This window comes from Acetobacterium malicum subsp. dehalogenans DSM 11527, from assembly GCF_000472665.1.
GTDB lineage: Bacteria > Bacillota > Clostridia > Eubacteriales > Eubacteriaceae > Acetobacterium > Acetobacterium malicum.
The window spans coordinates 230,104-253,641 of record NZ_AXAC01000003.1 but is presented as its reverse complement, the minus strand read 5'-3'; the positions used below and the strand labels follow the sequence as shown (position 1 = coordinate 253,641).

Annotated in this window: 17 protein-coding genes and 1 pseudogene; 11 read left to right on the top strand and 7 right to left on the bottom strand. The window is 47.1% G+C overall.

The genetic code is table 11. The features are described 5' to 3' along the window. From A3KS_RS0101175 to A3KS_RS22210, 3 genes and pseudogenes are all read left to right on the top strand, one after another. Nucleotides 1-195: pseudogene (locus A3KS_RS0101175) on the top strand (group II intron reverse transcriptase/maturase); the annotation flags it as partial. 199 nt (nucleotides 196-394) lie between these two features. Then, nucleotides 395-1,084, top strand: coding sequence for a Crp/Fnr family transcriptional regulator (locus A3KS_RS0101170; RefSeq protein ID WP_035354770.1), 690 nt, complete (start codon nucleotides 395-397; stop codon nucleotides 1,082-1,084). 174 nt (nucleotides 1,085-1,258) lie between these two features. Next, the gene (locus A3KS_RS22210; protein ID WP_051355576.1) at nucleotides 1,259-2,917 is read left to right on the top strand and encodes a C39 family peptidase; all 1,659 of its coding nucleotides are present in this window, start codon (nucleotides 1,259-1,261) and stop codon (nucleotides 2,915-2,917) included. 279 nt (nucleotides 2,918-3,196) lie between these two features. Here the strand turns inward: A3KS_RS22210 and rsmH are convergent, their stop codons facing one another. Further along, on the bottom strand, nucleotides 3,197-4,246 hold the full coding sequence (rsmH, locus tag A3KS_RS0101160) for a 16S rRNA (cytosine(1402)-N(4))-methyltransferase RsmH (protein ID WP_026393328.1): 1,050 nt from the start codon (nucleotides 4,244-4,246) through the stop codon (nucleotides 3,197-3,199). 322 nt (nucleotides 4,247-4,568) lie between these two features. Between rsmH and A3KS_RS0101155 the strand changes: the two genes are divergently transcribed. Next, a complete protein-coding gene (locus tag A3KS_RS0101155) occupies nucleotides 4,569-4,985 on the top strand; it encodes a molybdenum cofactor biosynthesis protein MoaE (RefSeq protein WP_026393327.1) in 417 nt (138 codons plus the stop codon). A 143-nt stretch (nucleotides 4,986-5,128) separates the two neighbouring features. Here the strand turns inward: A3KS_RS0101155 and putP are convergent, their stop codons facing one another. Beyond that, on the bottom strand, nucleotides 5,129-6,688 hold the full coding sequence (gene putP / locus A3KS_RS0101150) for a sodium/proline symporter PutP (protein WP_026393326.1): 1,560 nt from the start codon (nucleotides 6,686-6,688) through the stop codon (nucleotides 5,129-5,131). A 190-nt stretch (nucleotides 6,689-6,878) separates the two neighbouring features. On the opposite strand from putP, the gene A3KS_RS0101145 reads away from it, so the two are divergent. From A3KS_RS0101145 to A3KS_RS0101135, 3 genes are all read left to right on the top strand, one after another. Beyond that, the gene (locus A3KS_RS0101145) at nucleotides 6,879-8,918 is read left to right on the top strand and encodes a Na+/H+ antiporter (protein ID WP_026393325.1); all 2,040 of its coding nucleotides are present in this window, start codon (nucleotides 6,879-6,881) and stop codon (nucleotides 8,916-8,918) included. A gap of 135 nt (nucleotides 8,919-9,053) precedes the next feature. After that, nucleotides 9,054-9,614, top strand: a complete 561-nt coding sequence (locus A3KS_RS0101140) for a TetR/AcrR family transcriptional regulator (RefSeq protein WP_026393324.1) — start codon at nucleotides 9,054-9,056, stop codon at nucleotides 9,612-9,614. Nucleotides 9,615-9,756: 142 nt separating this feature from the next. After that, nucleotides 9,757-10,920: an aldo/keto reductase gene (locus tag A3KS_RS0101135; protein ID WP_026393323.1), complete on the top strand. Its 1,164-nt coding sequence runs from the start codon at nucleotides 9,757-9,759 to the stop codon at nucleotides 10,918-10,920. Between the two features lie 194 nt (nucleotides 10,921-11,114). Here A3KS_RS0101135 and A3KS_RS0101130 read toward each other — a convergent pair whose 3' ends face one another. The 4 genes from A3KS_RS0101130 to A3KS_RS0101115 form a co-directional block, all read right to left on the bottom strand. Further along, a complete protein-coding gene (locus A3KS_RS0101130) occupies nucleotides 11,115-11,474 on the bottom strand; it encodes a DUF1667 domain-containing protein (RefSeq protein WP_026393322.1) in 360 nt (119 codons plus the stop codon). Further along, nucleotides 11,475-12,725 carry an NAD(P)/FAD-dependent oxidoreductase gene (locus A3KS_RS0101125; RefSeq protein ID WP_026393321.1) on the bottom strand — a complete coding sequence of 417 codons (1,251 nt, stop codon included), beginning with the start codon at nucleotides 12,723-12,725 and terminating at the stop codon, nucleotides 11,475-11,477. After that, nucleotides 12,722-15,781, bottom strand: a complete 3,060-nt coding sequence (locus tag A3KS_RS22205) for an FAD-dependent oxidoreductase (protein ID WP_051355575.1) — start codon at nucleotides 15,779-15,781, stop codon at nucleotides 12,722-12,724. The genes A3KS_RS0101125 and A3KS_RS22205 overlap by 4 nt, the downstream gene beginning before the upstream one ends. A gap of 71 nt (nucleotides 15,782-15,852) precedes the next feature. Continuing rightward, on the bottom strand, nucleotides 15,853-16,686 hold the full coding sequence (locus A3KS_RS0101115; protein ID WP_035354767.1) for an aminoglycoside phosphotransferase family protein: 834 nt from the start codon (nucleotides 16,684-16,686) through the stop codon (nucleotides 15,853-15,855). 217 nt (nucleotides 16,687-16,903) lie between these two features. Here A3KS_RS0101115 and A3KS_RS0101110 point away from each other — a divergent pair, with 217 nt between their 5' ends. Further along, nucleotides 16,904-17,857 (top strand): sugar-binding transcriptional regulator, encoded by a 954-nt coding sequence (locus A3KS_RS0101110; RefSeq protein ID WP_026393318.1) that lies wholly within the window; start codon nucleotides 16,904-16,906, stop codon nucleotides 17,855-17,857. Nucleotides 17,858-18,062: 205 nt separating this feature from the next. On the opposite strand, the gene A3KS_RS22200 is transcribed toward A3KS_RS0101110, so the two are convergent. Beyond that, entirely contained in the window at nucleotides 18,063-19,409 is a 1,347-nt protein-coding gene (locus A3KS_RS22200; protein WP_026393317.1) for a GDSL-type esterase/lipase family protein, read from the bottom strand. A 484-nt stretch (nucleotides 19,410-19,893) separates the two neighbouring features. On the opposite strand from A3KS_RS22200, the gene A3KS_RS0101095 reads away from it, so the two are divergent. The 3 genes from A3KS_RS0101095 to A3KS_RS0101085 all read left to right on the top strand — a co-directional run bounded on the left by A3KS_RS0101095 (nucleotide 19,894) and on the right by A3KS_RS0101085 (nucleotide 23,537). Continuing rightward, nucleotides 19,894-20,814, top strand: coding sequence for a serine/threonine protein kinase (locus A3KS_RS0101095; protein ID WP_026393315.1), 921 nt, complete (start codon nucleotides 19,894-19,896; stop codon nucleotides 20,812-20,814). A 28-nt stretch (nucleotides 20,815-20,842) separates the two neighbouring features. Then, on the top strand, nucleotides 20,843-21,925 hold the full coding sequence (locus A3KS_RS22195; protein ID WP_026393314.1) for an FHA domain-containing protein: 1,083 nt from the start codon (nucleotides 20,843-20,845) through the stop codon (nucleotides 21,923-21,925). A 73-nt stretch (nucleotides 21,926-21,998) separates the two neighbouring features. Then, nucleotides 21,999-23,537 (top strand): chitobiase/beta-hexosaminidase C-terminal domain-containing protein, encoded by a 1,539-nt coding sequence (locus tag A3KS_RS0101085; RefSeq protein WP_026393313.1) that lies wholly within the window; start codon nucleotides 21,999-22,001, stop codon nucleotides 23,535-23,537. The last annotated feature ends 1 nt before the right edge of the window (nucleotide 23,538 follow it).

Sequence of the window (23,538 nt, the reverse complement as noted above, 5' to 3'; positions counted from 1 at the left end):
AAAACATATAAAGCCATGCATAAGGCAATGAGAAAACAGGGAATCAAAGGTAGTGGTGAAAAGATGGCCGTGACGAAATGGAAGAATTCAAATGTCCATATCATCCATATGTTACTCCCAAACCAGTACTTTGAAGATCTGGGACTCATCGATTTATGTCAATATAAAGTTGGGTTACTGTCGAATTATTATTAATTCGGTGAGAGATTTCAGGAGCCGTGTACGGCAAACGTAAGCACGGTTCTGTGAGAGCAAAGAAATCCGGACTAATTACCCGGATTTCTAGCTACTCGATATTTTCAACCTTTACGGAACAAAGCGGCTGTCATATAATAGGAAAAAATTGGTAATGTTTGGGGCAGCGTATTTAACAGAGAAGAAAGAGGGGCGTTTGATGGAGAAATTTTATGGGGTGCTTGAAAAAAGTCCGTTGTTTGATAATATCAAAGTTGCTGAATATAAAGTCTTGATGACTTGTATCAATGGGAATATCCGGAAATTCAGCAGTGATGATTATGTCTTTCTGGCTGGCAGCCAAATCAGTTTTGTGGGGATCGTGCTCTCTGGCACCGTTGAAATTATCAAAGAAAATCTAGCTGGCACCAGACTGATCATGGATGTTTTGGGACCGGCCAATATTTTTGGGGAAGGGATAGTCTGCACCAAAGCCCGAATCGCTCCGGTGAGTGTCCGGGTCAAAGAAGCGGCGCAGATCTTATTTATTCCTTTTGAACGGATTATCAGAACCTGCGGCAATGCTTGTAATTTTCACTTTCAATTGATTCAGAATATGATGATGATTTTGGGTGAAAAAAACTTCCGGATGAATTCTAAAATCGAATTGCTGATGTTAAAAGGGATGCGGGAAAAACTGGCTACCTATCTGATCCACGAATTCCAGAAAAACCATAACCGCAGTTTTGATATTGTCCTCAATCGCAACGAATTAGCCGAATATCTTAATGTCTCCCGAACCGCCATGAGCCGCGAACTGGGCCGGATGAAGGACGAAGGGTTGTTGGACTACTACCAGAATTCCTTTAAGATCCTGGATCTGGATGGCTTAAAGGATCTAGACCGATAATCGGCTGCTTTCGGTAACTGTCATTGGATTTGGGAATTATCCTGGGGTCTCAGGTATATGCAGTCGGCAAACGATAGTTGACTGATCTTATCAAAAGTTATATGATTAGCCAATCAGCAAAAGATAAATTACAACCAGAACGGTGTATCATAAAACAGGAAAGAGGATAAATCAGTGAAGAAAAAATTTTTGAAGAGTTTGATCGTATTACTGGGCTTATGCTTGTTGGCCGGGGCACTCCCCGGGGCGATGATGGCGACTGGTGTGCCTAGTGTCAGTTATCGCACCCATGTACAAAATGATGGCTGGCAGGATTTTGTGACAGACGGCACCATGAGCGGAACCGCCGGCAGAAGCCTGCGGCTGGAGGGCGTCGAGGTCAAACTGGATGCTCCGGATTATGATCTGGGCATCACCTATCAAACTCATATCCAGAATATTGGTTGGGAAGCCGAGACTGAGCGGGGCTGGAAAAGCAACGGTGACATGAGCGGCACCGAAGGGCTGAGTTACCGGCTGGAAGCTATCCAAATCAATTTAACCGGCGCTGATGCCGGAGACTTTGATGTCTACTACCAGGTCCACGCCCAGAATATGGGTTGGCTGGGCTGGGCGAAAAATGGCGAAAGTTCAGGAACCGCCGGCTATTCCTACCGGCTGGAAGGGATCCATATCGTGATCGTGCCCAAAGGCGGCAATCCGCCAGCGGGAACCGTAGACCAGCAGGTTCCCTTTGTCGAACGGAAATCGGTGCCGGGAAATCTGATGATTCAGACTACCACCAGCGATTTTAATGACAATGTCATGGGCCTGGATCGGGTTGAGATTGCGGCCAATTCCGGCGACGGGGCAATTAAACTACAGGCTGGTCACCAGTCGGGAGTTTATACCTCCAATGTCTTTAATACCAGCCCCTTTACCAAAGCAGTGTTATCCTGGGATACCGATACCCCGGCCGGAACCCTGGTTCAGGTCGAAGCCCGGGTCTGCGAAAATGCCGTGGATGCCAACGGTCAGTCCACCGAAAACTGGTCCGACTGGCTTTCTTTTGGACAGTGGGGAACCACCATTAACCGGTCCTCCGGGATCGGCGTAACCGATAGCCCGCTGGCCAAAATGGAGGTTGATACCCTGGTGGTCAAGAATGGCCAAACTGCCAATAAAATCCAGTATCGGGTAATTCTCCATTCTGGTGCCACCGGCGTAACACCGACAGTGCAATTAATCGCAGTGGCGCTGAGAAATGCCAACCCCGGCCAGGGGATTAACAAGGTCTTTAGCGATAATCCTGATTTGTCAAATTTAGCGGTTCTTAATGTGCCCCAGTTATCTCAGATGGTCCGGGAGCCGTCAATTGCCGATTCCATTTGCAGTCCCACCAGCGTGGCCATGATGCTCAATTATTATGGCACCGCTGTCCAACCGGAAACAGCCGCCTGGGGTGCCTATGATTATGGCGCTGAGGAGTTTGGTAACTGGCCTTTTAATACCGCCTATGCCGCCAGTTATGGTCGTCTGGCCTATGTTGATTATTCAACCATCGAGGGTTTGAAGCGGGAAATAGCCGGAGGCCATCCGGTGGCAGTGGCAGTAGCCTATAAAAACAGCGCCGGAGTCAGTGCTGATTTACCGGTTGTCGATGGCGCTCCAATCCGCTCAACCTACGGTCATCTGATTGTAGTGTGTGGCTTTACCAGCGAAAATGGTACCGAGTATATCATCATCAATGATCCGGCCGCGGCCAGCAATGGTGGGGTCCGAGTCCGCTATCGGCTGGATCAGTTTACCGCCGCCTGGGCAGAGTCCGGTAATATTGCTTATATCATTCACTAAAGCCAGAACATTTTGAAACAGAAATTAAATCCACTTAAACAAAAAAGAACCTGAATTTTAGGCTCTCAGACTGTTAAAAAAGATAACCCAGTACCGACAATTGTTACATCATGTTGTACGCATCGGAGCGGACACGGCAGAGCCTGTCCGATTCCGCGGCGAACAACAGATTAACAATTGGTCGGTACGGTAGTTTATCGGTAACCTCAAAGAATCTGATTTTCAGGTTCTTTTTAAATTTACAAAATAATGATAGATTCAATCAGCAACATTGGATCGTCAGGCTTTGATGGCCCAACGTAATTTGGCGGACCGGGCCCGGCCGTTGGCGTTGCATTCAGCGGCCGAAGGCCGGAGCGGACCGGGTGCTACCTCGCGGTAGATGCCTTCTCGAAAGCAGCGCTGAAAAGACTTTTTAACCAGTCGGTCTTCACCAGAATGAAAGGACAATATCGCCACCCGGCCACCGGGAGCCAGCACATCCGGCAGTTTTTCCAGAAATTCATACAAGACTTCGTATTCATCATTGACATCAATCCGCAAAGCCTGAAAGCAGCGTTGACAGGTTTTTTTCATGGCTTCCTTACTGTTGCTGCCGGGGATTTTTTTCAGGGCGGCGTTGATAATTTCCTGGAGTTGGGTGGTGGTAGCAATTTCAATCCCCTTATTACGTTGGGCAATTATAGCCCTGGCGATGGGAGCCGCATTGGGTTCATCGGCGTTTTCAATGAACATGCCTTCCAGCTCATCCTCAGAAATGGTTTTTAATCGCTCGGCTGCCGAAATGCCTTTCTCGGGATTCAGCCGCAGGTCCAACGGTCCTTCAAACTTAAAGGAAAACCCCCGTTCGGGATTATCAATCTGCATTGAAGATACCCCCAAATCAGCCAGTACAAAATCCAGCGGACCGGATTCCCGGACAATTTCATCAATTTGGGAAAAGTTTAGATGACGGATGGTTAAAATTTCCGGGCCGTAACCATTGTCTTCCAGCCGTTTTTGGGTCCGGGGCAGTTCGATGGCATCGACATCGGTGGCATAAAGGTGACCCTGGCCCTCCAGGCATTTGAGCATTGCCTGGGTGTGGCCGCCAAAACCCAGGGTAGCATCCAATCCGGTTTGCCCCGGTTTAATCGCCAGAAATTCAAGGATTTCGTCGACACAGATGGAGCGGTGCATCCCAGCTGGGGTACTGCCCTTTTGCATTACTTTTTCGACTGTATCAGCATATTTTTCAGGCTGTAGTTCCTTGTACTTATCTTTATAGGCCTTCGGGTGCGTACCTTTATAGCGGGGCCGGCGCTGGTGTTTTTGTTCCTGATTATCCATGGGGCAACCTCCGGGCTTTCAACTTGGTGTCGGTGATGTGTGAATGTGATGGTATCTGTGATTGTATATATAGTGCCATGGTCATGCTTATATCCGCCTTTTAATAGATTTTGGTAATTTTACTTTTATCAATTATATGATACCAAATCCGATTTGTAAAAGCAAATCAGTACGGGTGGATTGGCATTGGCAACAAATCCTTGGCGATTCTGACTGGATATGGTAAAGTAGATAATCGGGAATGCTGGGTTGCGGGATGATTTCATCGCTGCGTGTTCGGGGACCCACCGATGCAAAAACAAAAATTAAGGAGTAGCAGAAAATGACTAATAAAAATAAAAAAAAGACGTCACCATCGATTGACGCCTGGTTGAGAGAAGCCAAGCGTGATCCTGAGGCCTTACAGGAGGGAATGTATCTGGTTCATAACGGCACCGTCCGCCAAACCCCCAAAGCCAAGGTGCGCCAGGGCGTCGATGACGGTTCGCTGGTCACCGGCATGGAATTCTTTTACGATGCTGCCAAGGTTGAGGCCGCCATTGCCGAAACAAAAAAAATGGCCGGGATCTTCCATGCCCGGGTCTGGCTCAACGAAGGCCAGCTGGAGCTGGGCGATGATATTATGTTTGTCCTCATCGGCGGCGACATCCGGCCCCATGTGATTGATGCCCTGCAGTTTCTGGTCGAAACCATCAAAACTACCTGTGTCACTGAGATTGAACAGAAGTCAGATTTTTAAAACAGTGAACCTGCTTAAATCATTGGATAAAAAAATCCAGCTCTGTTTTGTCGCGAAAAATTATTTTGTGACAAAACAGAGCGCAAAACAAAAGCCACCTTTTCAGCTGGCTTTGTTTTTTTAACTTGTTCAATTGAAATAGATTAAAGTGAAGCGGCCTTAGCCTGTTCAAATTCATCCTGAATTTCCTGAGAGGGTTCTTTGGTCATCAGGGAAACCACTACAATAAAGAGGCAGGATACCAGGAAGGCGGGTAGTAGTTCGTAAATGCCAAAGACGCCGCCCAATGGTTTGATCAACAGCCGCCAGATAAAGACCATCCCACCGCCAGCAAGCATTCCGGCAATAGCCCCTTCGCGGTTGGTTCGTTTCCAGAACAGCGAGAAGAGCATCAGCGGTCCGAAGGTAGCACCAAAACCGGCCCAGGCAAAGGAGACGATATTAAAGATCACGCTGGTTTCATCCAGGGCCAGCAGAATACCGATGATTGAAACGGCAATCAGGGTGATATGGGAAACTCGCATGATTTCTTTATCGGTGGCATCTTTTTTGAGGATACCCTCGTAAATGTTTTTCGAAAAAGCCGACGCCGCAATCAGCAGGTAGGAATCCGAAGAACTCATGGTGGCTGCCAAAATACCGGCCATTACGAATCCGGCGATCAATGGTGGCAGCAGATTGGTGGACATAACGATGAAAATACTTTCTGCTCCGCTGGGGGTCAGCAGTTCGGTGGGGAATAAAACCCGACCGATCAGACCGATAATAACGGCAGCAAACAGCGAAATGACACACCAGGTGGTGGCAATCCGTCGCGCCTTGGGAATTTCAGCAGCATCACGGATGGCGATAAACCGCAGTAATACCTGGGGCACACCAAAATAGCCAAGACCCCAGGACATCGTCGAGATGATTGTCAGGAAGGTGTAGGGCAGGGCTGGGCCAAAGACCGGATTACCAGCTAATACCTGTTGCGTTCCATCGACCACGGTGGGGTTGGCAATGCCGAAGAAATCAAAGAAACCGGGAATACTCTGGATATTGACCATGATTTCATTAAATCCACCAGCAGCGGTAACACCCATCACGAGCACTAACGCCAATGCCAGGATCATGATGACTCCCTGCATAAAGTCCGAAACACTTTCAGCCAGGAAGCCGCCTAATAAGGTATATAAAATAACAAAAAAAGCACCGGCGATCATGACAACCTGGTATTGAATACCAAACAGTGAATTAAACAGTTTACCGACGGTAACAAAACAGCTGGCCGCGTAAACCGTAAAGAAAACCAGAATAAACACCGATGCAATCAGCATGATGACTTTTCGGTTTTCTTTAAAGCGATTACTGAAATACTCAGGAATGGTGATGGCATCACCGGCAATAGCGGAATAGTTCCGCAGTCGTCTGGCGGTAATCTTCCAGTTGAGATAGGTTCCCAGGGCCAGACCCAAAGCGGTCCAGAAGGCATCGCTCCAGCCACACCAGTAGGCCACACCAGGTAACCCCATTAAAAGCCAACCGCTCATGTCGGATGCTTCTGCACTCATTGCCGCAACCCAGGGTCCCAGGGAACGGCCGCCGATAAAATAATTGTCACTGTTCTCGTTGGCGATCTTTAAAAAATAGACGCCGATACCGAGTATCGCCGCGATGTAAATGATCATGGCGATCAGTATTTGAATGTTATCAGTACTCATTCTTTTCCTCCTAAATTAAATTCAATGTATTATAGCACAGAATGAATTTATATACAAAGAAATGGATGAAAAAATACCCACTACGAAGAATCCCATGCGCTCCGGTTGGTTTTACAGAAAGGGCAGGATTTTCTTGAGAAAAAAATGATAATGCGGTAAGATAATAAAAAAAGGCCTGAAGGAGATTGGTTTGAATTTACTGCTTATTATCTTAATGCTTCTGCTTTGCTTACTGATTTCAGATGTGATTAGTCATTTTGTCCCCTTTATTCCCACCGCCCTGATTCAGATCGGGTTGGGGTTCGGGATTGCCTTTATCATGAAAAGTCAAGCCATTGAACTGGAAACCGAATGGTTTTTAATTCTTTTTGTCGCTCCGCTTTTGTATGATGATGGCCGCCATTTTTCTCGAGAGAATCTCTGGAAAATGCGGGAACCGATTTTTGGTAACGCCATCATCCTGGTGCTATTGACTACTGTTCTGGGGGGCTTTTTCATCCATTGGCTGATGCCCTATATGCCGTTGGCGGCAGCCTTTGCTCTGGCGGCGGTACTATCGCCCACCGACCCGGTGGCGGTCAATGGGATTGCCAAACGGGTTCAAATCCCTCCCAAGGTGCTGACCCTGGTTAGGGGAGAATCGCTGATCAATGATGCCTCTGGTCTGGTGGCCTTTAACTATGCCATTGCGGCGGTGGTCACCGGTTATTTTTCATTACGCGACGCAGCTCTGAATTTTTCTTATATGTTTATCGTTGGTGCTGTTCTTGGTTTGACCCTGGGCCTGTTGATTGACTGGATTGGTTTTATTCTCAGGAAAAAGGGCATTCGAGATGCCACCTTTCATAGCCTGTTGCAGATTTTAACCCCCTTTATCATCTACATTGCCACTGAAGAATTGTTCCATGCCTCCGGCGTTATTGCGGTGGTGGTGGCCGGGATTGCCCACGCTGCTATCACGGAACACACCTCGACGATGCTGGCCAAAGAAAAGGTGATTTCGGAGAATGTCTGGTCGGTGCTGTTGTTTGTGCTCAATGGGGTGGTGTTTATCTTATTGGGACTGAATATACCCATATCCATGGGTGCTGCGGTGGCCAATGAGGATATCAACAACTGGCTGGCCATTGCCGGGGTACTGGTGATCTGGCTGGGCATTTTTGGAATCCGGTTTGTTTATTCCTATCTGTCCACGGTGAATCGCTATTTTATTGTTAAAAGTAAGGGTGCCGAGGCACCCAGTGTAAAAACGAGTCTGCTGATCAGCCTGACCGGGGTCCGGGGGGCGGTGACGATGGTAGCCGTCTTATCAGTTCCGACGCTACTGGCCAGTGGCGCGGAATTTCCTCAGCGATCACTGATTCTTTTTATTGCCACGGGGGTGATTCTGGTTACTTTGTTGGCCGCCACCCTGTTTTTGCCGTTGCTTTGTAAAACTGACAAAGAAAAGGCCCGCGCTACTAATCAGTTGGATTTTAATGCCGCGATGATCAAGATCTTCCTCGCTACCATCAACCGGATCAGACAGGAAATCAATCCTGAAAACGAGCTGGCCGCTTATGAACTGATTGGCGAATACAAACGGATGGTCAAGCGGATTCAAAACGAACTGAATTCGCCGGAAACAGAGGGGTATCTGAATAAACTCAACGAACTGAAGCTTAAGGGGCTTAGGGCCGAGGCCGGATATCTTGGGGGGGCATTGGAAACAAACCAGATTGATCAAACAGTTTATGAGAAATTTGAAGCCGCCCTGGACCGTCGGGAGGAAGCGCTGTCTAATGATGTCCGGTTCAGTGTGAAATATTTTTTAGGCAAAACACTGAGGATCTGGCATCAGTTAAAACGAAAATACAAACAGGATCCTGAAAAGCTGATGGCAAAAATGGCTGATCTCAAAGACCTTCAGGTAAAAGCCTTTGAAGCAGCCATTGCCAGTCTAAAGCAGGAACAGCAGAAAACTGAGAACAGCAAGGCTGATACCGATATGATCGAAGCGGTGATCATGGGTTACCAGGGAATGATTCGCCGTCTCTCTATGGACCGTTCAGAGTTTAAAGAAGAAGATGAAGAGCTGAAAGAAGAATTGCGGATCAAAGCGATGGACAGCGAACGTCAGGAAATTCAACGGATGTATGAATCTGGGGAGATTTCAATCGAACAATCGAGAAAATTACGACGCCATATCAACTACATCGAAAGTGCCACTCTTGATGACACGGAGGAATAATAAATCCAACAGGATATTAGTCAGGTCTGGCGGGTATTAAAAAAATACAGTTGACTGATTAGTCAATTTGATTTATACTAAAGACTACGAATCAATGATATTAGGATATAAAGAGACGAGGATCAGGAGGTACAAGTGGATAAGCGAGACAGGATATTAAAAGCAGCCTTAGAACTTTTTAATCAATACGGCTTTGACAATACACCGACGGCGCGGATTACTAAAGAGGCCGGGGTGGCCACCGGGACATTGTTCAACTATTTTAAAAATAAGGAAGAACTGATCAATGTGCTTTATTTGACCTGCAAAGAATCCCTGACTCGGCGCTTATCCCTGGGACTCGAGCAGGAGACCACCTTTAAGAGCAAACTGAAACGGATTTATATTAATTATATCGGCTGGAGTCTTGATCATACTGAGGAGTTCCTGTTTTTTCAGCAGTTCTGCAATGCTTCCTGTATCGGTGAAACCACCCGGAAGGAAGGATTAAGCAAGTTCAATAATATTATGGAGTTAATTGCGGAAGGGATTGAGCAGGAAATTATAAAAAAGGTCAATCTTGATTATATGAGCAATCTGTTGATGGGTATCCTCAATGCGAATACCTATTATTTTATTGATAATCCCAGTCTGGCGGCAGATGCGGTTTTTTTGGAAACATCGTTTAATTTTCTATGGGACAGCATAAAAAACTAATTTTTTTTGCAAATGAATGACTAATCAGTCACATTGATGGGTTTGTCGTTTCGAAGCGAAGGCGATCAAACAAAATTTGCCGTGCTGAAAAAGCAAACCGATCAGTGGCCATCATGAATAAATTTACGAAGGAGCTACGAATATGAATTATCGGATCAATCCCAAAAATGGGGACAAGCTATCAGCCCTGGGGTTTGGCTGCATGCGCTTTGCCAAAGACGAAAACGAGGTTGAGAAACAGATCATCTATGCTATTGAAAATGGCGTCAATTATTTTGATACCGCCTATATTTATCCCAAGAGCGAAGTGATCTTAGGTCGCGTGCTGGCAAAGGGTTATCGTGATCGGGTGAAAATTGCCACCAAGATGCCGCCATACCTGGTTAAGAAATATGAAGACCTGGATAAGATTTTTAATGCCGAACTGGAACGGTTGCAAACCGACCATATTGACTATTATTTCCTGCATATGCTGACAGATGTCAATATCTGGACTCGGCTCCTCAATTTAGGTATCCTAAAATGGATCGAAGAAAAGAAACTGGCCGGCCAGATAATCAATATTGGCTTTTCCTACCACGGTGGCCGGGATGAATTTAAAAAGCTGGTGGACATCTTTGATTGGGAATTCTGTATGATCCAGTATAATTTCCTTGACGAAAACAAACAAGCCGGTAAAGAGGGGCTGGAATATGCCGCCGCCAAAGGGCTGCCAGTAATGATCATGGAACCCTTAAGAGGCGGGAAACTGGTCACCAATCTGCCCAAGGAAGTCTATCAGGTCTGGGATCAGGCTGATGTGAAACGGTCGCCGGCGGAGTGGGCCTTCCGGTGGATCTGGAACCACCCGGAAGTCACGGTGGTGTTATCGGGCATGAATTCCCAGGCGATGGTGGAAGAAAACATTCGCGTTGCTTCCCAGGCCGAAGCCAATGCCTTTACCGCGGCTGACTTTGAGTTGTTTAAGCGAGTCACGCAAATATTAAGCGAAAAGATTAAAATTCCTTGTACCGGCTGTAATTATTGCATGCCCTGTCCCAGGGGTGTTGATATTCCTACCTGTTTTTCAACCTATAATGATCGCGAGATTGAAGGGAAAACGGCGGCTTTGAGCAAGTATATCATGCAAACCAGTGTCAAGAGCCAGACCAGCAATGCGTCCCTTTGTTCAAAATGCGGTAAATGTGAAAGCCATTGCCCTCAGAATATCAAAATCCGCGACGAGTTGGTAACAGTTGCCAAAACCATGGAAGGCTTTTATTACAAGCCAACCCGGTTTTTGATTAAGCAGTTTATGAGATTGTAGTCCAGGGTTTAGCAGTGGGGTCACTGCGATAATCATTTTTAGTTGTCTGATTCTTAAAAAAGCGATGACAATTGATATCTAAAATTTCAGTAACATTGAGGTAATTAAGCGATAAAAAAGCCAGGAACCTTTCGAACATTCATAAATGGGAAAGGTTTCTGGCTTTAAATTTGATAAACGGTGTAGCGGTTATTTTATTGAGTGGTTATCATGGAGGCCGTTGCGATGATATCAATGCCAAGCCCCAGGACATCGGTGATCACCGGCGTACCGCAACCAAGGGCTTCGGTTACCACCACCTGGTTGATCGCAGTCATCACATCAAAAATCCGGTCTTTGGGAATGGCGGTGGCGCTGCGCACTGGCAGCACCGGCATTTCAGGAAAAATCGTCTTTACCGTGGTGCAGAGGGTCCGGGTCGGGTTGGTTGTTTCGGCAATGGCAAATTCTAAGCCGCGCTTACATTTTTGACCTGTGACCGCAATCTCTGATTGATCATCGGATACGGATAAGGCACAGCCGTTGGGGCAGAGGATACAGATTAACGCTTTCATCTAGTGGACCTCCATTTTGAACGATAGGATTGAGTCTGCTGTGAGGTTTAAATGGGCAAAGTCTACTTCCAGTCGTTCCATTTCCGGCGGACGTAAATGCGAATAGTGTTTGCGTAAGACTTCCCGCTCATTCACCATGACGATGAGGTCACAGTTTTTTAGCACCTGTTGACTGCGGAAATAAACAATGGTTTTCGTGCCAGTGTCGTTTAAATCCAACCGTTGCGGCACCAGGTAGGCAAAGTTTGGATCAGTCGTCAGAGCAATTTCGACCCGTTGTTTGTGGCTAAAGTCGGCTGCAGCTGTTCCGGCCAGTTGGCCGCTTTCCGAAACATAATCCACCAGATCGTTGACGTGAAGGGCGTTACCGCAGGAAAAGACGCCGTCAACTGAGGTCATTAGGGTCGCATTGCAAATGGGACCCTTTGTTTTGGGATCCAGCTCAACCCCTAGGCTGATGGCCAATTCATTTTCAGGAATCAGACCGACCGAAAGAATCAGGGCATCACAGTCGATTTTTTGACTGGTTCCGGAAATCGGCTGCATGGCTTCATCCACCGCACAGACTTCAACAGCGGTCAGTCGTTCTTCGCCGTAAACCCGAGTGACTGTTTGGGAAAGATGCAGGGGGATATCAAAATCATGAAGGCATTGATAAAGGTTGCGGGTCAGCCCCGAGGGGGTTGCTTTGGCTTCGTAAACCCCCAATACGGTGGCACCTTCTAAGGTCAAACGCCGGGCCATGATTAACCCGATGTCGCCACTGCCGAGGATCACACATTTTTTAGTCGGCATCTGACCTAAAAGATTTATGTAATGCTGGGCCGTCCCGGCGGTAAAAATCCCGGCGGGCCGGGTACCGTGAATGAAGACCTGTCGGGCCGTGCGTTCCCGGCAACCAGTGGCCAGCACCAGCGCCTTGGCCGTTATCGTCAAGACTCCCGTTTGATTGACCGCCGTGAGGATAAAGCCTGTGGCGGTCTTTTTGATGCGGGTTACAAAGGTGGTCGTCAGGGCTTCAATGCCGGCTTGCTTAAAGGCGTTGATATCCCGCTCCGCATACTCCGGCCCGGTTAATTGTTCAGAAAAACGCACCAGACCGAAGCCGTCATGAATGCACTGTTTTAGAATGCCGCCAAGTCGCGGCTCCCGTTCAATCAACAGGGTTCGGGCGCCGCCGCGTTGGGCGGCCAAAGCGGCGGCAAGACCGGCCGGACCGCCGCCGATGACAATCACATCAGTCTGTTTCATAGGGTCACTCCTTTCGTTTGCCGATAAAGGATCACTGAATTTTCACTACTTTTTTTAACCGCTGATAGGGGGATCTTGAAATGTTCGGCAATGATGCCAGCAACCAGTGGGGCACAGAATCCGCCCTGACAGCGACCCATGCCAGGCCGCAACCGTCGTTTGATGCCGTCCAGCGTCGGGACGGTCAGACTGGCATTGAGGGCATCGATGATCTCACCCTTGCTGATTTCTTCGCAGCGGCAGACGATGATACCATAGTCCGGGTTTACGCGAATCAAGGCATTTCGTTGTGAATCATCCAGGCTATTGAGTCGGGGCCGAGGCTTGCGGACCGGATCAAAATCCGGGTTTGCGGCGACGTTCATGGTATGGCTGAGCATTTGGACCGACCACTCGGCAATTTCTGCGGCAATGGCCGGAGCAGCGGTGACGCCGGGCGATTGAATCCCCCCGGCATGAATAATATTGTCGGTAAAGATGCCTTTGCGAACCACAAAATCTTCTTCATAAGTGGCCGCCCGGACGCCGGTAAAATAGGCGATCACATCACTGGGTTTGAGTTCCGTTGCGATTTGCTGCTGCATCGCCAAAATACCGTTGACCTCGTCATAATGAGTAGCGGTATCTTCCCGGTCTGGTGTTTCAATGGCATTGGGACCAATCAGCATATTGCCATGAATCGAGTGGATCAGGCCGACTCCTTTGGTGTGGCTGGTGCCGGCAAAACCGTTAATCATCCGTTTAAGGGGATTTTTGGGTAGGGTCGACAGTTGCTGGGGCAGGATGGCAAAAGGTGAAATACCCATACTGGAGCGCACCATATAACCGGCATTTTTATCAGTTATTATGTCGGTGCCCCGGCGGGGATGGATGGTAAAGGTGCGGTCACCGCCCAGCTCCGCAATTTCGTCGGCATAAACACCGGCAGCATTGATCACCAGCTTTGGATAAAGGCGGCCGCGGTTGGTAGCAACCTGGGTGATGTGACCGTCCCTGGTTTCCATGCCGGTAACGATGGTACTCAGACTGATCCGGGCTTTATTTTGAATGGCATTTTCCGCCAGCGCAATGGCCATCTCAAACGGATTGGTGATCCCGCCGGTGGGCATGTACATCCCCCCCACCACAAAACCGGGCAGATGAGGTTCATGTTGCAGCAGGGATTCCCGCTTTAAATATTTTACCCCGGGAATCCCCATCGATCGGGCTTTGAGTTTGAGAATCCAGACGAGCAGGCGCTCCCATTTTTTGACGCAAAGCATGACCTGACCCTGTTGTTCAAATGGCACTGATAGTTGCTTGGACAGCGCTTCGTAGATTCGGTTGCCCCGGAGATTATACCGGTATTTTTGGGATTTTTTGGAAAAATTGACACCGACATGAACCACGCCGCCATTAGCACCGGTGGCTCCGAGGGCGACATCCGATTTTTTCTCCACCAGCAAAATGTCCAGATTGTAGCGGGACAGCTCCCGGGCAATGGCACAGCCAACAATGCCGCCGCCGATGATCAGGACATCCGGTGTTTCACCATTTAGGTTATGATCCTGGATCGTGGGAGTCTGTCGCTGCTGAACGAAACCCTTGAGGCGAATGTCATTGATGACACCCAGATAGTTTTTTTTATCAACCGCCAGTTGACCGGCTTTTACCACAGTTGCCCAGTCATCGACTGTTCCTCTTAAGACAATACAGCCCCGTTCTTCAGTCACGGTTATCCGCGGCGAGAGGGTTCTGATTTGTTTGCAGATTTTTTTAAAGTGAGGCATATGCTTAACTCCTTTGTTGATCACGGTTGGTTTCGGAGCAGTTATAGGCTGTTCCTGTGAAATTTGTTCGAGAATGATCCGGGCACTGTTTTCAGCGGCCAAACATTTTGCATGGGCATCTTCAGGGGTACTGCCACAGACGACCATACCATGATTCTCCATCACACAGGCGCGGTTGTCTGTGACCGCTTTGACGACATTTCTAGACAATTGCTTCGAGGTAGGGAAGGCGTAGCGGGCCACTGCAACATCGCCGCCGAGGCACTCACGCAGGACCGGATCGGTTGGTTTTATTTTTTTATGGGCGGCCGCAAAAACACTGCAATGGACGGGATGGGTATGGATGACGCAGTGCACCTCCGGATGGTTTAAATAGAGTGCCGCATGGAGAGCTTTTTCACCGGTAGGCTTGATTCGGCCCTCGTATTTTAAGGTGTCAATGGCAACCCGAACCATGTCATAGGGCGTGAGGGTTGCATAATCGATGCCGGATGGGGTGCACAGCATGTGCTGAACGTCCAGCCGGATGGAAATATTGCCCCAGGTTCCCTGAACCAGATTTTCCCGGGCCAGCGACTGACCCAGTTCAACAAGCTGTTCACGTAAGTCCAGTTCATGAGCTGAAGTGGGCCGCGGAAAATCAGCAGCGGTCTGATGGGAAACCGCGCCCGACAATTTTGAATAGGCAAGCTCATAACCCAAATGCATGACCTGAGATTCAATGGGACTGAGAATTTTTGCGCCCCCCAGCAGGTTAGCTTGTAGATAGACCTGGGCGGCTTTTTCCATCAACAGGGTGACAATAAAAGCTTCGCCCAGATTCTTACCCACGGCCACTGCGCCCTGTTTGGCAGTGTCAGGGCTTTTTAGTAAACAGCCCCGACTGCTTTTTAAAAGCTGGTTAATTTTCTGCTGGTCGCCAATATCACAGATTTTTATGTTCAGGCCAATAATTTGAGCCATATCATCCAACACCGCGGGAATAGCCATCCCATTTTTGGCCGCCTGTGAACAAAACCGTGAATGAGTAAGAATGACGGCGTTGGTTTTACTGTTAGCCAGAAAAATTGCATGGGCCAGTTTATTGCAAGTTAATAATCCGGCCAAATTGAGCACCTTAAAATGGTGATGATCATAACAGTCTGAATGCATAACCGGTACCGCGGCAAGATAGGTCTTATCCGAAAGTCGAAGGGCCAGAAAGGCGTGGTTGAGTTCAATGTTGGCTGATTTTAATTGGCTGATGCAGTTTTTTAGAGCGACTAAGGCTTTTTTTACGTTACTCATGGCTTGTCTCCTTGTGCATTATGAGATTTATCAATCGCAGGATCTGATTATGACAGTGAAAATGGAAGCGGTTACTCATTAAGGGCCGTTCTGATCTTCTTTTGGAGAATAAGCACTTCACTTTCAATGTTCCAGACACCAAGCCGTACAATTAAAAAGGGCAGCCGCCAGGGGGCGATTTCGGCATCGGTCATGCCGGTGGTCCTTTGATATTCTTTCAGATATTGTTTGCAGAGATATTTTCGCATCGATTCCAGAGCCAGGGCAACGACCTTGTTGAGACCGGGAATCATTTCACCTTCATTGAGCAGATAGAGGGTTGCCGCCACATCAGCGGCCGGGACGCCCCGGGCTGCCGTCATCCAGTCGATAATAGTGGCAGACTGACGATCTGACATAATGTTGTCAGGGTGATAATCAAGATGGAGGATCGAATTACCATCCGGGAGAAAGGCAAGCCTGGTCATGATGATTTCCTTTTCCTTCGCGGATAAAAAAGCCAGGGGCGGTGAATCCAGGCTGGCGATAACCATTTCCTTGTAACTGCGGATAATGTCGGTCTGGGTCTGATGCAATTGCAGCTGCAGTTCCACCATCAATCGGGGAACACTGAAAGCCGTCATCGGATGGGACCCGGCCAGGCTGATTAAGGGTTTTCCGTCAACACATTCAATGATCATTCCGGTCCGATTTTCAATCTGGATCATGCCGTAGCATTTTACCTTGGTAACTCCTTTTTGATAGGCTTCGATGGTATTGATTTTTTCATTTTCGATCAGGAAGGGATCGACTTCGGCGTTAAATAGTTTTAATAACCGCGAGCCTTCCCATGAATAGATTTCTGATGAACGGCTGGTGAACAGTGGGGAATCCAAGCGCTCAGGGGGATAGTTGTCAACACACATAGCATCGTTCTCCTTAAATAGGTTTAGAAATGAAAAATCACAGATGTGATTTCTAAATTCTTCCTGGTTATGTCATTATAGGTGATAAAAATGGGATATGTCAATCGCTTCGAACGAATACGCACATATGTGATTGCTTGACAAATCACACGTGTGAGGATATTATTTTATCAAAAACAGTTTGTCAGAGCTATTTAAAACCATAAGGGGAGTATTAATGAAACAAAACGATGATCAATTATTGATCCTGCGGATCGCAAAATACTATTATCTTGATGGCTTAAGCCAGCAGGAGATTTCTGAAAAGGAGAACATCCATCGGTCACAAATCTCACGGATTCTTAAACAGGCGCGCGAACTGGGCTATGTCAAAATTCGGGTCAGCACCCCGGAAAGCTGCACCGCAGATGCCCTTGGCAATCAGCTGCGGGAACTGCTGGCGTTACAGGACGTTTTCGTGGCACCGTCGTTATCGACCCAGCCTGATCAATCGGAAGCCTTATATTTTTTTGCCGCCCGGTTACTGGAAGAGGTATTGCCTGATTGTCATAACATTGGGATCGGATTGGGTAAAACACTTTACCATGTGGCTTCCCAGCTGACAAACCAGCGGATGAATAAACCGTTGAAGTTTTTCTCAGTTGTGGGATCGTCGGGCACCAATAATCCCTATTTGCAGCCCAGTGTCATTTTAGATAATTTTGCCCGGCACTTTAAAGGGAGCTGTCATTACAACAATTTTACCATCTGTCAGAAGCAAAGCATGATGTCACCTTTTGACCTGAAACGTTTTGATGAGCTTCAGAAAGCTTATGAAAGACTGGATACCGTCGTTTTATCGATTGCCGGCCCAATCAATATCAATTATCCCTATTTCGATGAATTTTCTTTATTCAGCAAGAAAATTGATGTTTCTCGGGCATTAACCAGGCCCCATGCCAATCTTTTGGGACATGTCATGTACGAAAATCATCAGACGCTGCAATTGCCGGAGGATTATTTCATGACTAGTATGGCCTTATCAGTGTTAAAAAGAATCGATAATGTGATTTGCATTGCCCATGGCAGTGAGAAGGTAGCACCGCTTATCAGTGCCGCCCGACAGCAATATATCAAGGTTCTGATAACGGATGAGGCAACCGCCCAGGCGCTAATTCATAAATTGACGTAAGTCCAGTAATGACGCAATTGGGTTAAAAAAATTTTAGATCAAAAGATAAAAATAACAGACAAAAAATAAAAGTAAAAACAAAAAATAAAAGTAAAAACAAAAAATGCGATGGCAGTTAAGTGGTTTAACTGCTATCGCATTTTTGTTAGATTCAGACTACACGGATAATTGATCAAGAAAAGTGATTGTTTGATTGCGCCAGTTTTTAATACGAGTTGATCACCACGGCATTCAGATGCGACTGGTAAATCAGCTCGTGACCGGCGGTGGTGGGATGAGGATCGAGGTTGCCGGTATACCAGTTGAAATTAACCAACGGTTCACTGCCCTGGTAGGTGGCAAAGGCGGTGTAGACATCAGCTACCCGATAACCGGCACCAGGGGTCTTAATGGCAGTGTTGATGGTCTGGATAGCGGGATCAAATACCGCAAATAGCGGATCCTGGCTGCTGATGGGATCATATAAGGTCGTCACGACAATATCTGCCTGCGGTGCCAGGGTTTTGATGGTGGCGACGATCTGCGGCCAGTCAGTGCCAAACTGGGTAACGCTGGTTGTCACGCTGGTCTGGATCGTCGGCAGCGCCGCTGTTATGATATCATCAGCACCGGGTTGGTCTAAAGCGGCAGCTAGATCAGTGGGGAAAGTTGGCGCGGTCGGGTCGAGTTGGAAAGCCGCCGCCAGGGTAGCGATGACCGGAGCGAGGATATTGTTACCGCCGATACTGACGGTAATCACCTTGGCCTGGCCAAGGGCAGTAATGGTTGCCGGGTCACTCTGAAGTTGGCCTAACAGCTGACTGGAGGTGTAACCCGGGACGGCCAGGTTTGCCAGGGTCAGATCTTCATTTCCGCTGACGCCGATCAAATCGTTATAGAAAAGATTGACATAACCGGAACCGGGGGTGGCACTCATTCCATAGGCGATAGAATCTCCCAGCGCGGTATAGGTTTCAGTTTTGACAATTTTTATCTCGATCGATTCCAGACGTAGGTTTTGAGCGGTTGTTCCCAGCTCGGCCCCATTCTTAACCCAGCCCCAGGCATTATCGATTACTGGGATGTTGCCTTTGTTCTGAACATGGCCGCGGTAATAAACCTCGTAACCGTCAAGACCGGTCAGATTGATTTTGATGGCTTCAATCCGCAGACCTTCTCCGGTGGTTCCGGCAAAATTACCGTTTTCGACCACTCCCATCCAGCCTTTATTCTGAACATGGACCTGATAGCTGATTCCGGCATCGTTGGGGACTGTCCCAGTGAGTTCAATCCGGAGCCCTTCCAGCCGGAGCCCCTCGCCCTGGCTTCCCAGTTCGCCAGGACCGGTGACAAAGTTACCTACCGGCAGCGGAACATCCCCTTTATTTTGCACATGGCCCCGATATTGGACGCCAATATCTCCGTTGGCTTGAGTATCAATGATGGTATCGTGGCTTGATTCATTGCTGTCTGAATCAACTGCAGCAAATACGCCGGTTGAAAAAATCATTGATAGCATCAGCAGGAAAATCAAAAAACGGCCGGTGATCGATTTGAAAAAACTTTTTTTCATCTTTGTTCCTTTCTCTGGTTCGATTTGGGTATTTATTGAAAATACAGTTGCCATCCGTCCGGAAGACTGAAGAAAAGCTTATGACACGAAAAACTGGCGGAGTCTGGCTCCTGCGATAGAACTATCATACCCGCATCAGACATTTTTAAACAAAAAATAAGATAAGAATCAGGAAGTAAGGGATGTTGTGGCGAACAAATAACGTTGAAAAAGCGCAGGCTGGTGTTCTTATATCGGAGAAGTCCGGATCAAGTATGTTTTTTGTTTTTTGTAAAAAAATCTGGCACACAAGTTGCCACATCTTGTCACATTGGGGTATAAAAGCTACAATGTCAGTAATTAATAAAATACAAAGAAAAAGTTTATTAAATTGGTAACAAAAAATAAAAGAAAACGTCTGCAAATATGATGCTGGGGGGAACGGATTAAATTCAGTGGCTTTGGAGTGGTTACAGAGAAATAAGAGGATTGGTCAGCGGGGGCGATGAAAAAAGAAAAGGTTGCAAGAATTGAAGAAAGAATCAGAAGCGTATTTGACCAGCAATACCAGATAATAAAAATGCTGGGTAATGGCGGAATGGGCTGTGTATTTCATGTCCAAAGCAATAGCGTGGAAATCGCTGATTTTGCCTTGAAAGTACTGGATAAAGAAGCCTATATCGAGAACAAGTTGGATTTCATGCGTGAGGCGGATGTCATGAAAAGCCTGGATCATCCGGGAATTCCTAAAATTATGGCGGTCACCGAGGATCGGGACTATGTCTATATGGTTCAGGAATATATCCGGGGCGAGCCCCTAAGTCTGGTGATTCGAAAGTGTGGGCAGATCAGGGAAGAGTATCTGCAGATCTGGATGGAGAGTATGGCGGAAACCCTGGATTATTTACATCAGCAAGGGCTGATTCATCGGGATATCAAGCCGGATAATATGATGTTGACTGATGATTGTGAGATAAAAATTATTGATTTTGGTCTGGCCCGAAAAAAAGAACAGATTGATCAGGCCGACAAAAAGGTTTTTGGAACCCTATCCTTTACCGCGCCGGAGCGGTTTACCAAAAAAGTGGGGACGGTACAGACCGATATTTATGGCTTTGGGGTCACCATGTATTATGTTGCCACAGGCAAAAAACCGGAGAATATGAAAACCAGTCCTCAGGAAAGTTATGCGATTATGGAAAAAAAATTGGGTGAAACAGCTCCGCCGGAAATCACGGAGATTCTGACGAAAGCGATGGCGGTCAAACCACAGCAGCGTTACAGGAGTTTCGAAGCGCTTCGTGGTGATCTAGCCCATCAAAATTTGGTCAGGAATGCAGAATTTGAAGATCGTCAGGTCCAATTCAGCCATATGTTTTTAATACTGGCAACCCTTTTTCTAATTGGGTTGATCTCAGCTTATTAATAGAGAAGAGAAGGTTATGGAGGAAGTTATGAATGAAAAAAAAAGGGACAACGTAAAAAGTGATTTGGTGCTGATGTTTGAGGGCAAGATTTATGAATTAAACGTGAGCCCCTATATTCTGGGGCGGGATCCTAACTCCAGCGATTTTTATATCAACAATAAAACCGTCAGTCGAAATCATGGCCAGTTAAGCCAAACCGCTGGCAGTTGGTATTTGGAGGATTTGAACTCCAGTGCCGGGATCATACTCAATGGCGTGAAAATTGAACCGTCAAGAAAGTATCAGATCGTCGCCGGTGATTGCCTGGAACTTTCTGAAGTGGCTTTGGAGGTTTTGTCTGTCAATACTCAGCCCCAGGACAAACCAGAAGAAGCGTTCCTGGACAGTCAGGAAAAAGTGGAAATTAAAACGGAAAAGCAAATGAAGCGAATTCAGGGCAATCGGAGTTTCAAAAATCACAGTGGGTCTGAGGCAAGCGATTCGAGCCGGGTTTTAAAAAAGGACGATGGGCTGCGGGAGATGAATCATTTCAAATCAACCTTGCGCCAGTTTTTAAGTGAGAATAATCTTGATCAGAAGGCCCTCAGCCGATTGAAAAAAATCATTGAACTGGCCCAGCGAATGCCGGTAGAAGAAGCAGTGCTTAAAAATATGGTTCAGGAAGTCATGACAGAGGGTGTAAAAAAACCGGTTTCTTATGGATCAACTCCAGCGTCAGTTACTGAAGCAAAAGTGCCACGGGTTAAAGATCAAACGCATAGAAGTCAGGAAGCACCAGTAACCGGGGTGAGTCAGAATGGAGTCGGAAAATTACCGGTGTTTCACCCAGTTAAGGTTGAAGGGGACTGGATTGAAATACCGGTGTCGAAAATCCCTTTTACCATTGGTAGAGGCCCTGATAATGTTGATTTTGTGTTGCGGGCAACCGGAATCAGCCGCTCCCATTGTCTGGTCAGCTGCCATGACGGTTGCTATCATATTTCTGATCTTGGTTCCACCAATGGCATCTTATTGAACAAAAAACAGTTGAAACCGAATGATAATTATGTCATAAAAAATGGTGACAGTGTGAGTTTTGGTGTCAACCAATTTTATGTGGAAATTCCTTAAAGGTTAAAATCAACAGGTGTTGGACGCGTTATTAACGCACTTGATTATAGACGAACATTTGAAAGGGGTATTTATGAAATCAAAATCACGAAGAACAAAACGGGCAACAAATGGAAAAACAGAGGCGCCAATTGCAGGGAATAACGACGCTTTGGCGACCGCTGAAAACAAAATAGTGGAGGAAACTCTGATCGCGCAGTCGGAGGAAGAAAAAACCGAAGCCCTGGCCGAGACAACAGAACATGATCGCAACGAGATTCAGGATGCGGAACAGGATATTAGCGAATCAAAGCAAACAGAAGCACTGGTCGCGGATGAAACCGAGGCAGCCGATCCGGTTAATGACGAACTGGACGAAAAAACGGAAGCTCAGGTCGCAGCGGATGAAGTGATAATCGCAGGGGATGAGGTCATCGACGACGAAGAAAAAACCGAAGCCTTAATTGTGGAGGAGACCGAAGCGCTGATCAACGAAGAGACCGAAGCCTTGATGCTGGAACAAACCGAAGCTTTAATGGAAGAAAAAACCGAAGCGCTGGTGGAAGTGATGACTGAACCCTATGTCATCGAGAATACTGAGTCTCTGGTTTTTAAACAACATAAACCATTCAAGCATAAAAAACCGGTCATTATTGCTAGCTCAATTATTCTGGGGTTTTTGTTGGTTGGCGGCGGGGTAGCGGGCTATTTAAACTACCAACGCAGCACCGAAATCAGTGCTGATTTGCAAAATGGAGAGACACTGTTGACCGAAGCCAAATTTGATGAAGCGATGAAAGCTTTTGAAGAAGTGGGCACCCTGGATTCTGACAATGCCGATGCGATTTTTGGTAAGGCTAAGGCTTATGCTGGTCTGGGAGACTTTGGGAATGCCAGAACCTATTTTGAAGATACATTAAAACGGGTCACTGATCTGGAAAAAATGAAACAGGTCTATAATGCTTATATTGATTCGGAGGTAAATGCCAAGGTCAGCGAAGAAGCGCTCTTTGCGCTGATGGATCGGGCCGCCAAGGATACCGGAGATGAGGGCTATATGAAGCGCAAGGGTGAGTTTATGGTTAAAGCGCCTTCTTTTAATTTGAATCCTGGTTCTTATCAGGGAACCCAGGCAGTGGATATTATCAAGGGCGATCCAGCTGATAAGATTTACTTTACCACCGATGGTTCTCAGCCGACCACGGCATCCCCAGAATACACCGCTGTCATCGAATTGGCACCAGGAGAAAAGACGATTAAGGCTATTGAAGTAGGGGCAAATGGCTATCCCAGTAAAACCATTGAGGGAAAATACATCATTTCGGCCAGCAGTGAATCGCTGCTGGAAAATAATATTTCCGGGTCATGGACATCACGTTCCGGGTCGTATTTCTATCAATACTACTTCAGCAATGGTTACGTAACGTATTCCTATAACTACGGTAATGGCAGTTCATATTCATCCACTGGAAACTATCAGATCGTCGGGGCTAATCCTAATGGCACCATCGGTACCCTTTCTGTTTTCAATATCAGCGGATACTCGATTCCCAGCACCCTCAATATAAATTGCGAGCCCCTGGGAGACAATATGATATCCATTAATACCCGGGGTTATAACTACAGTCCGTGAT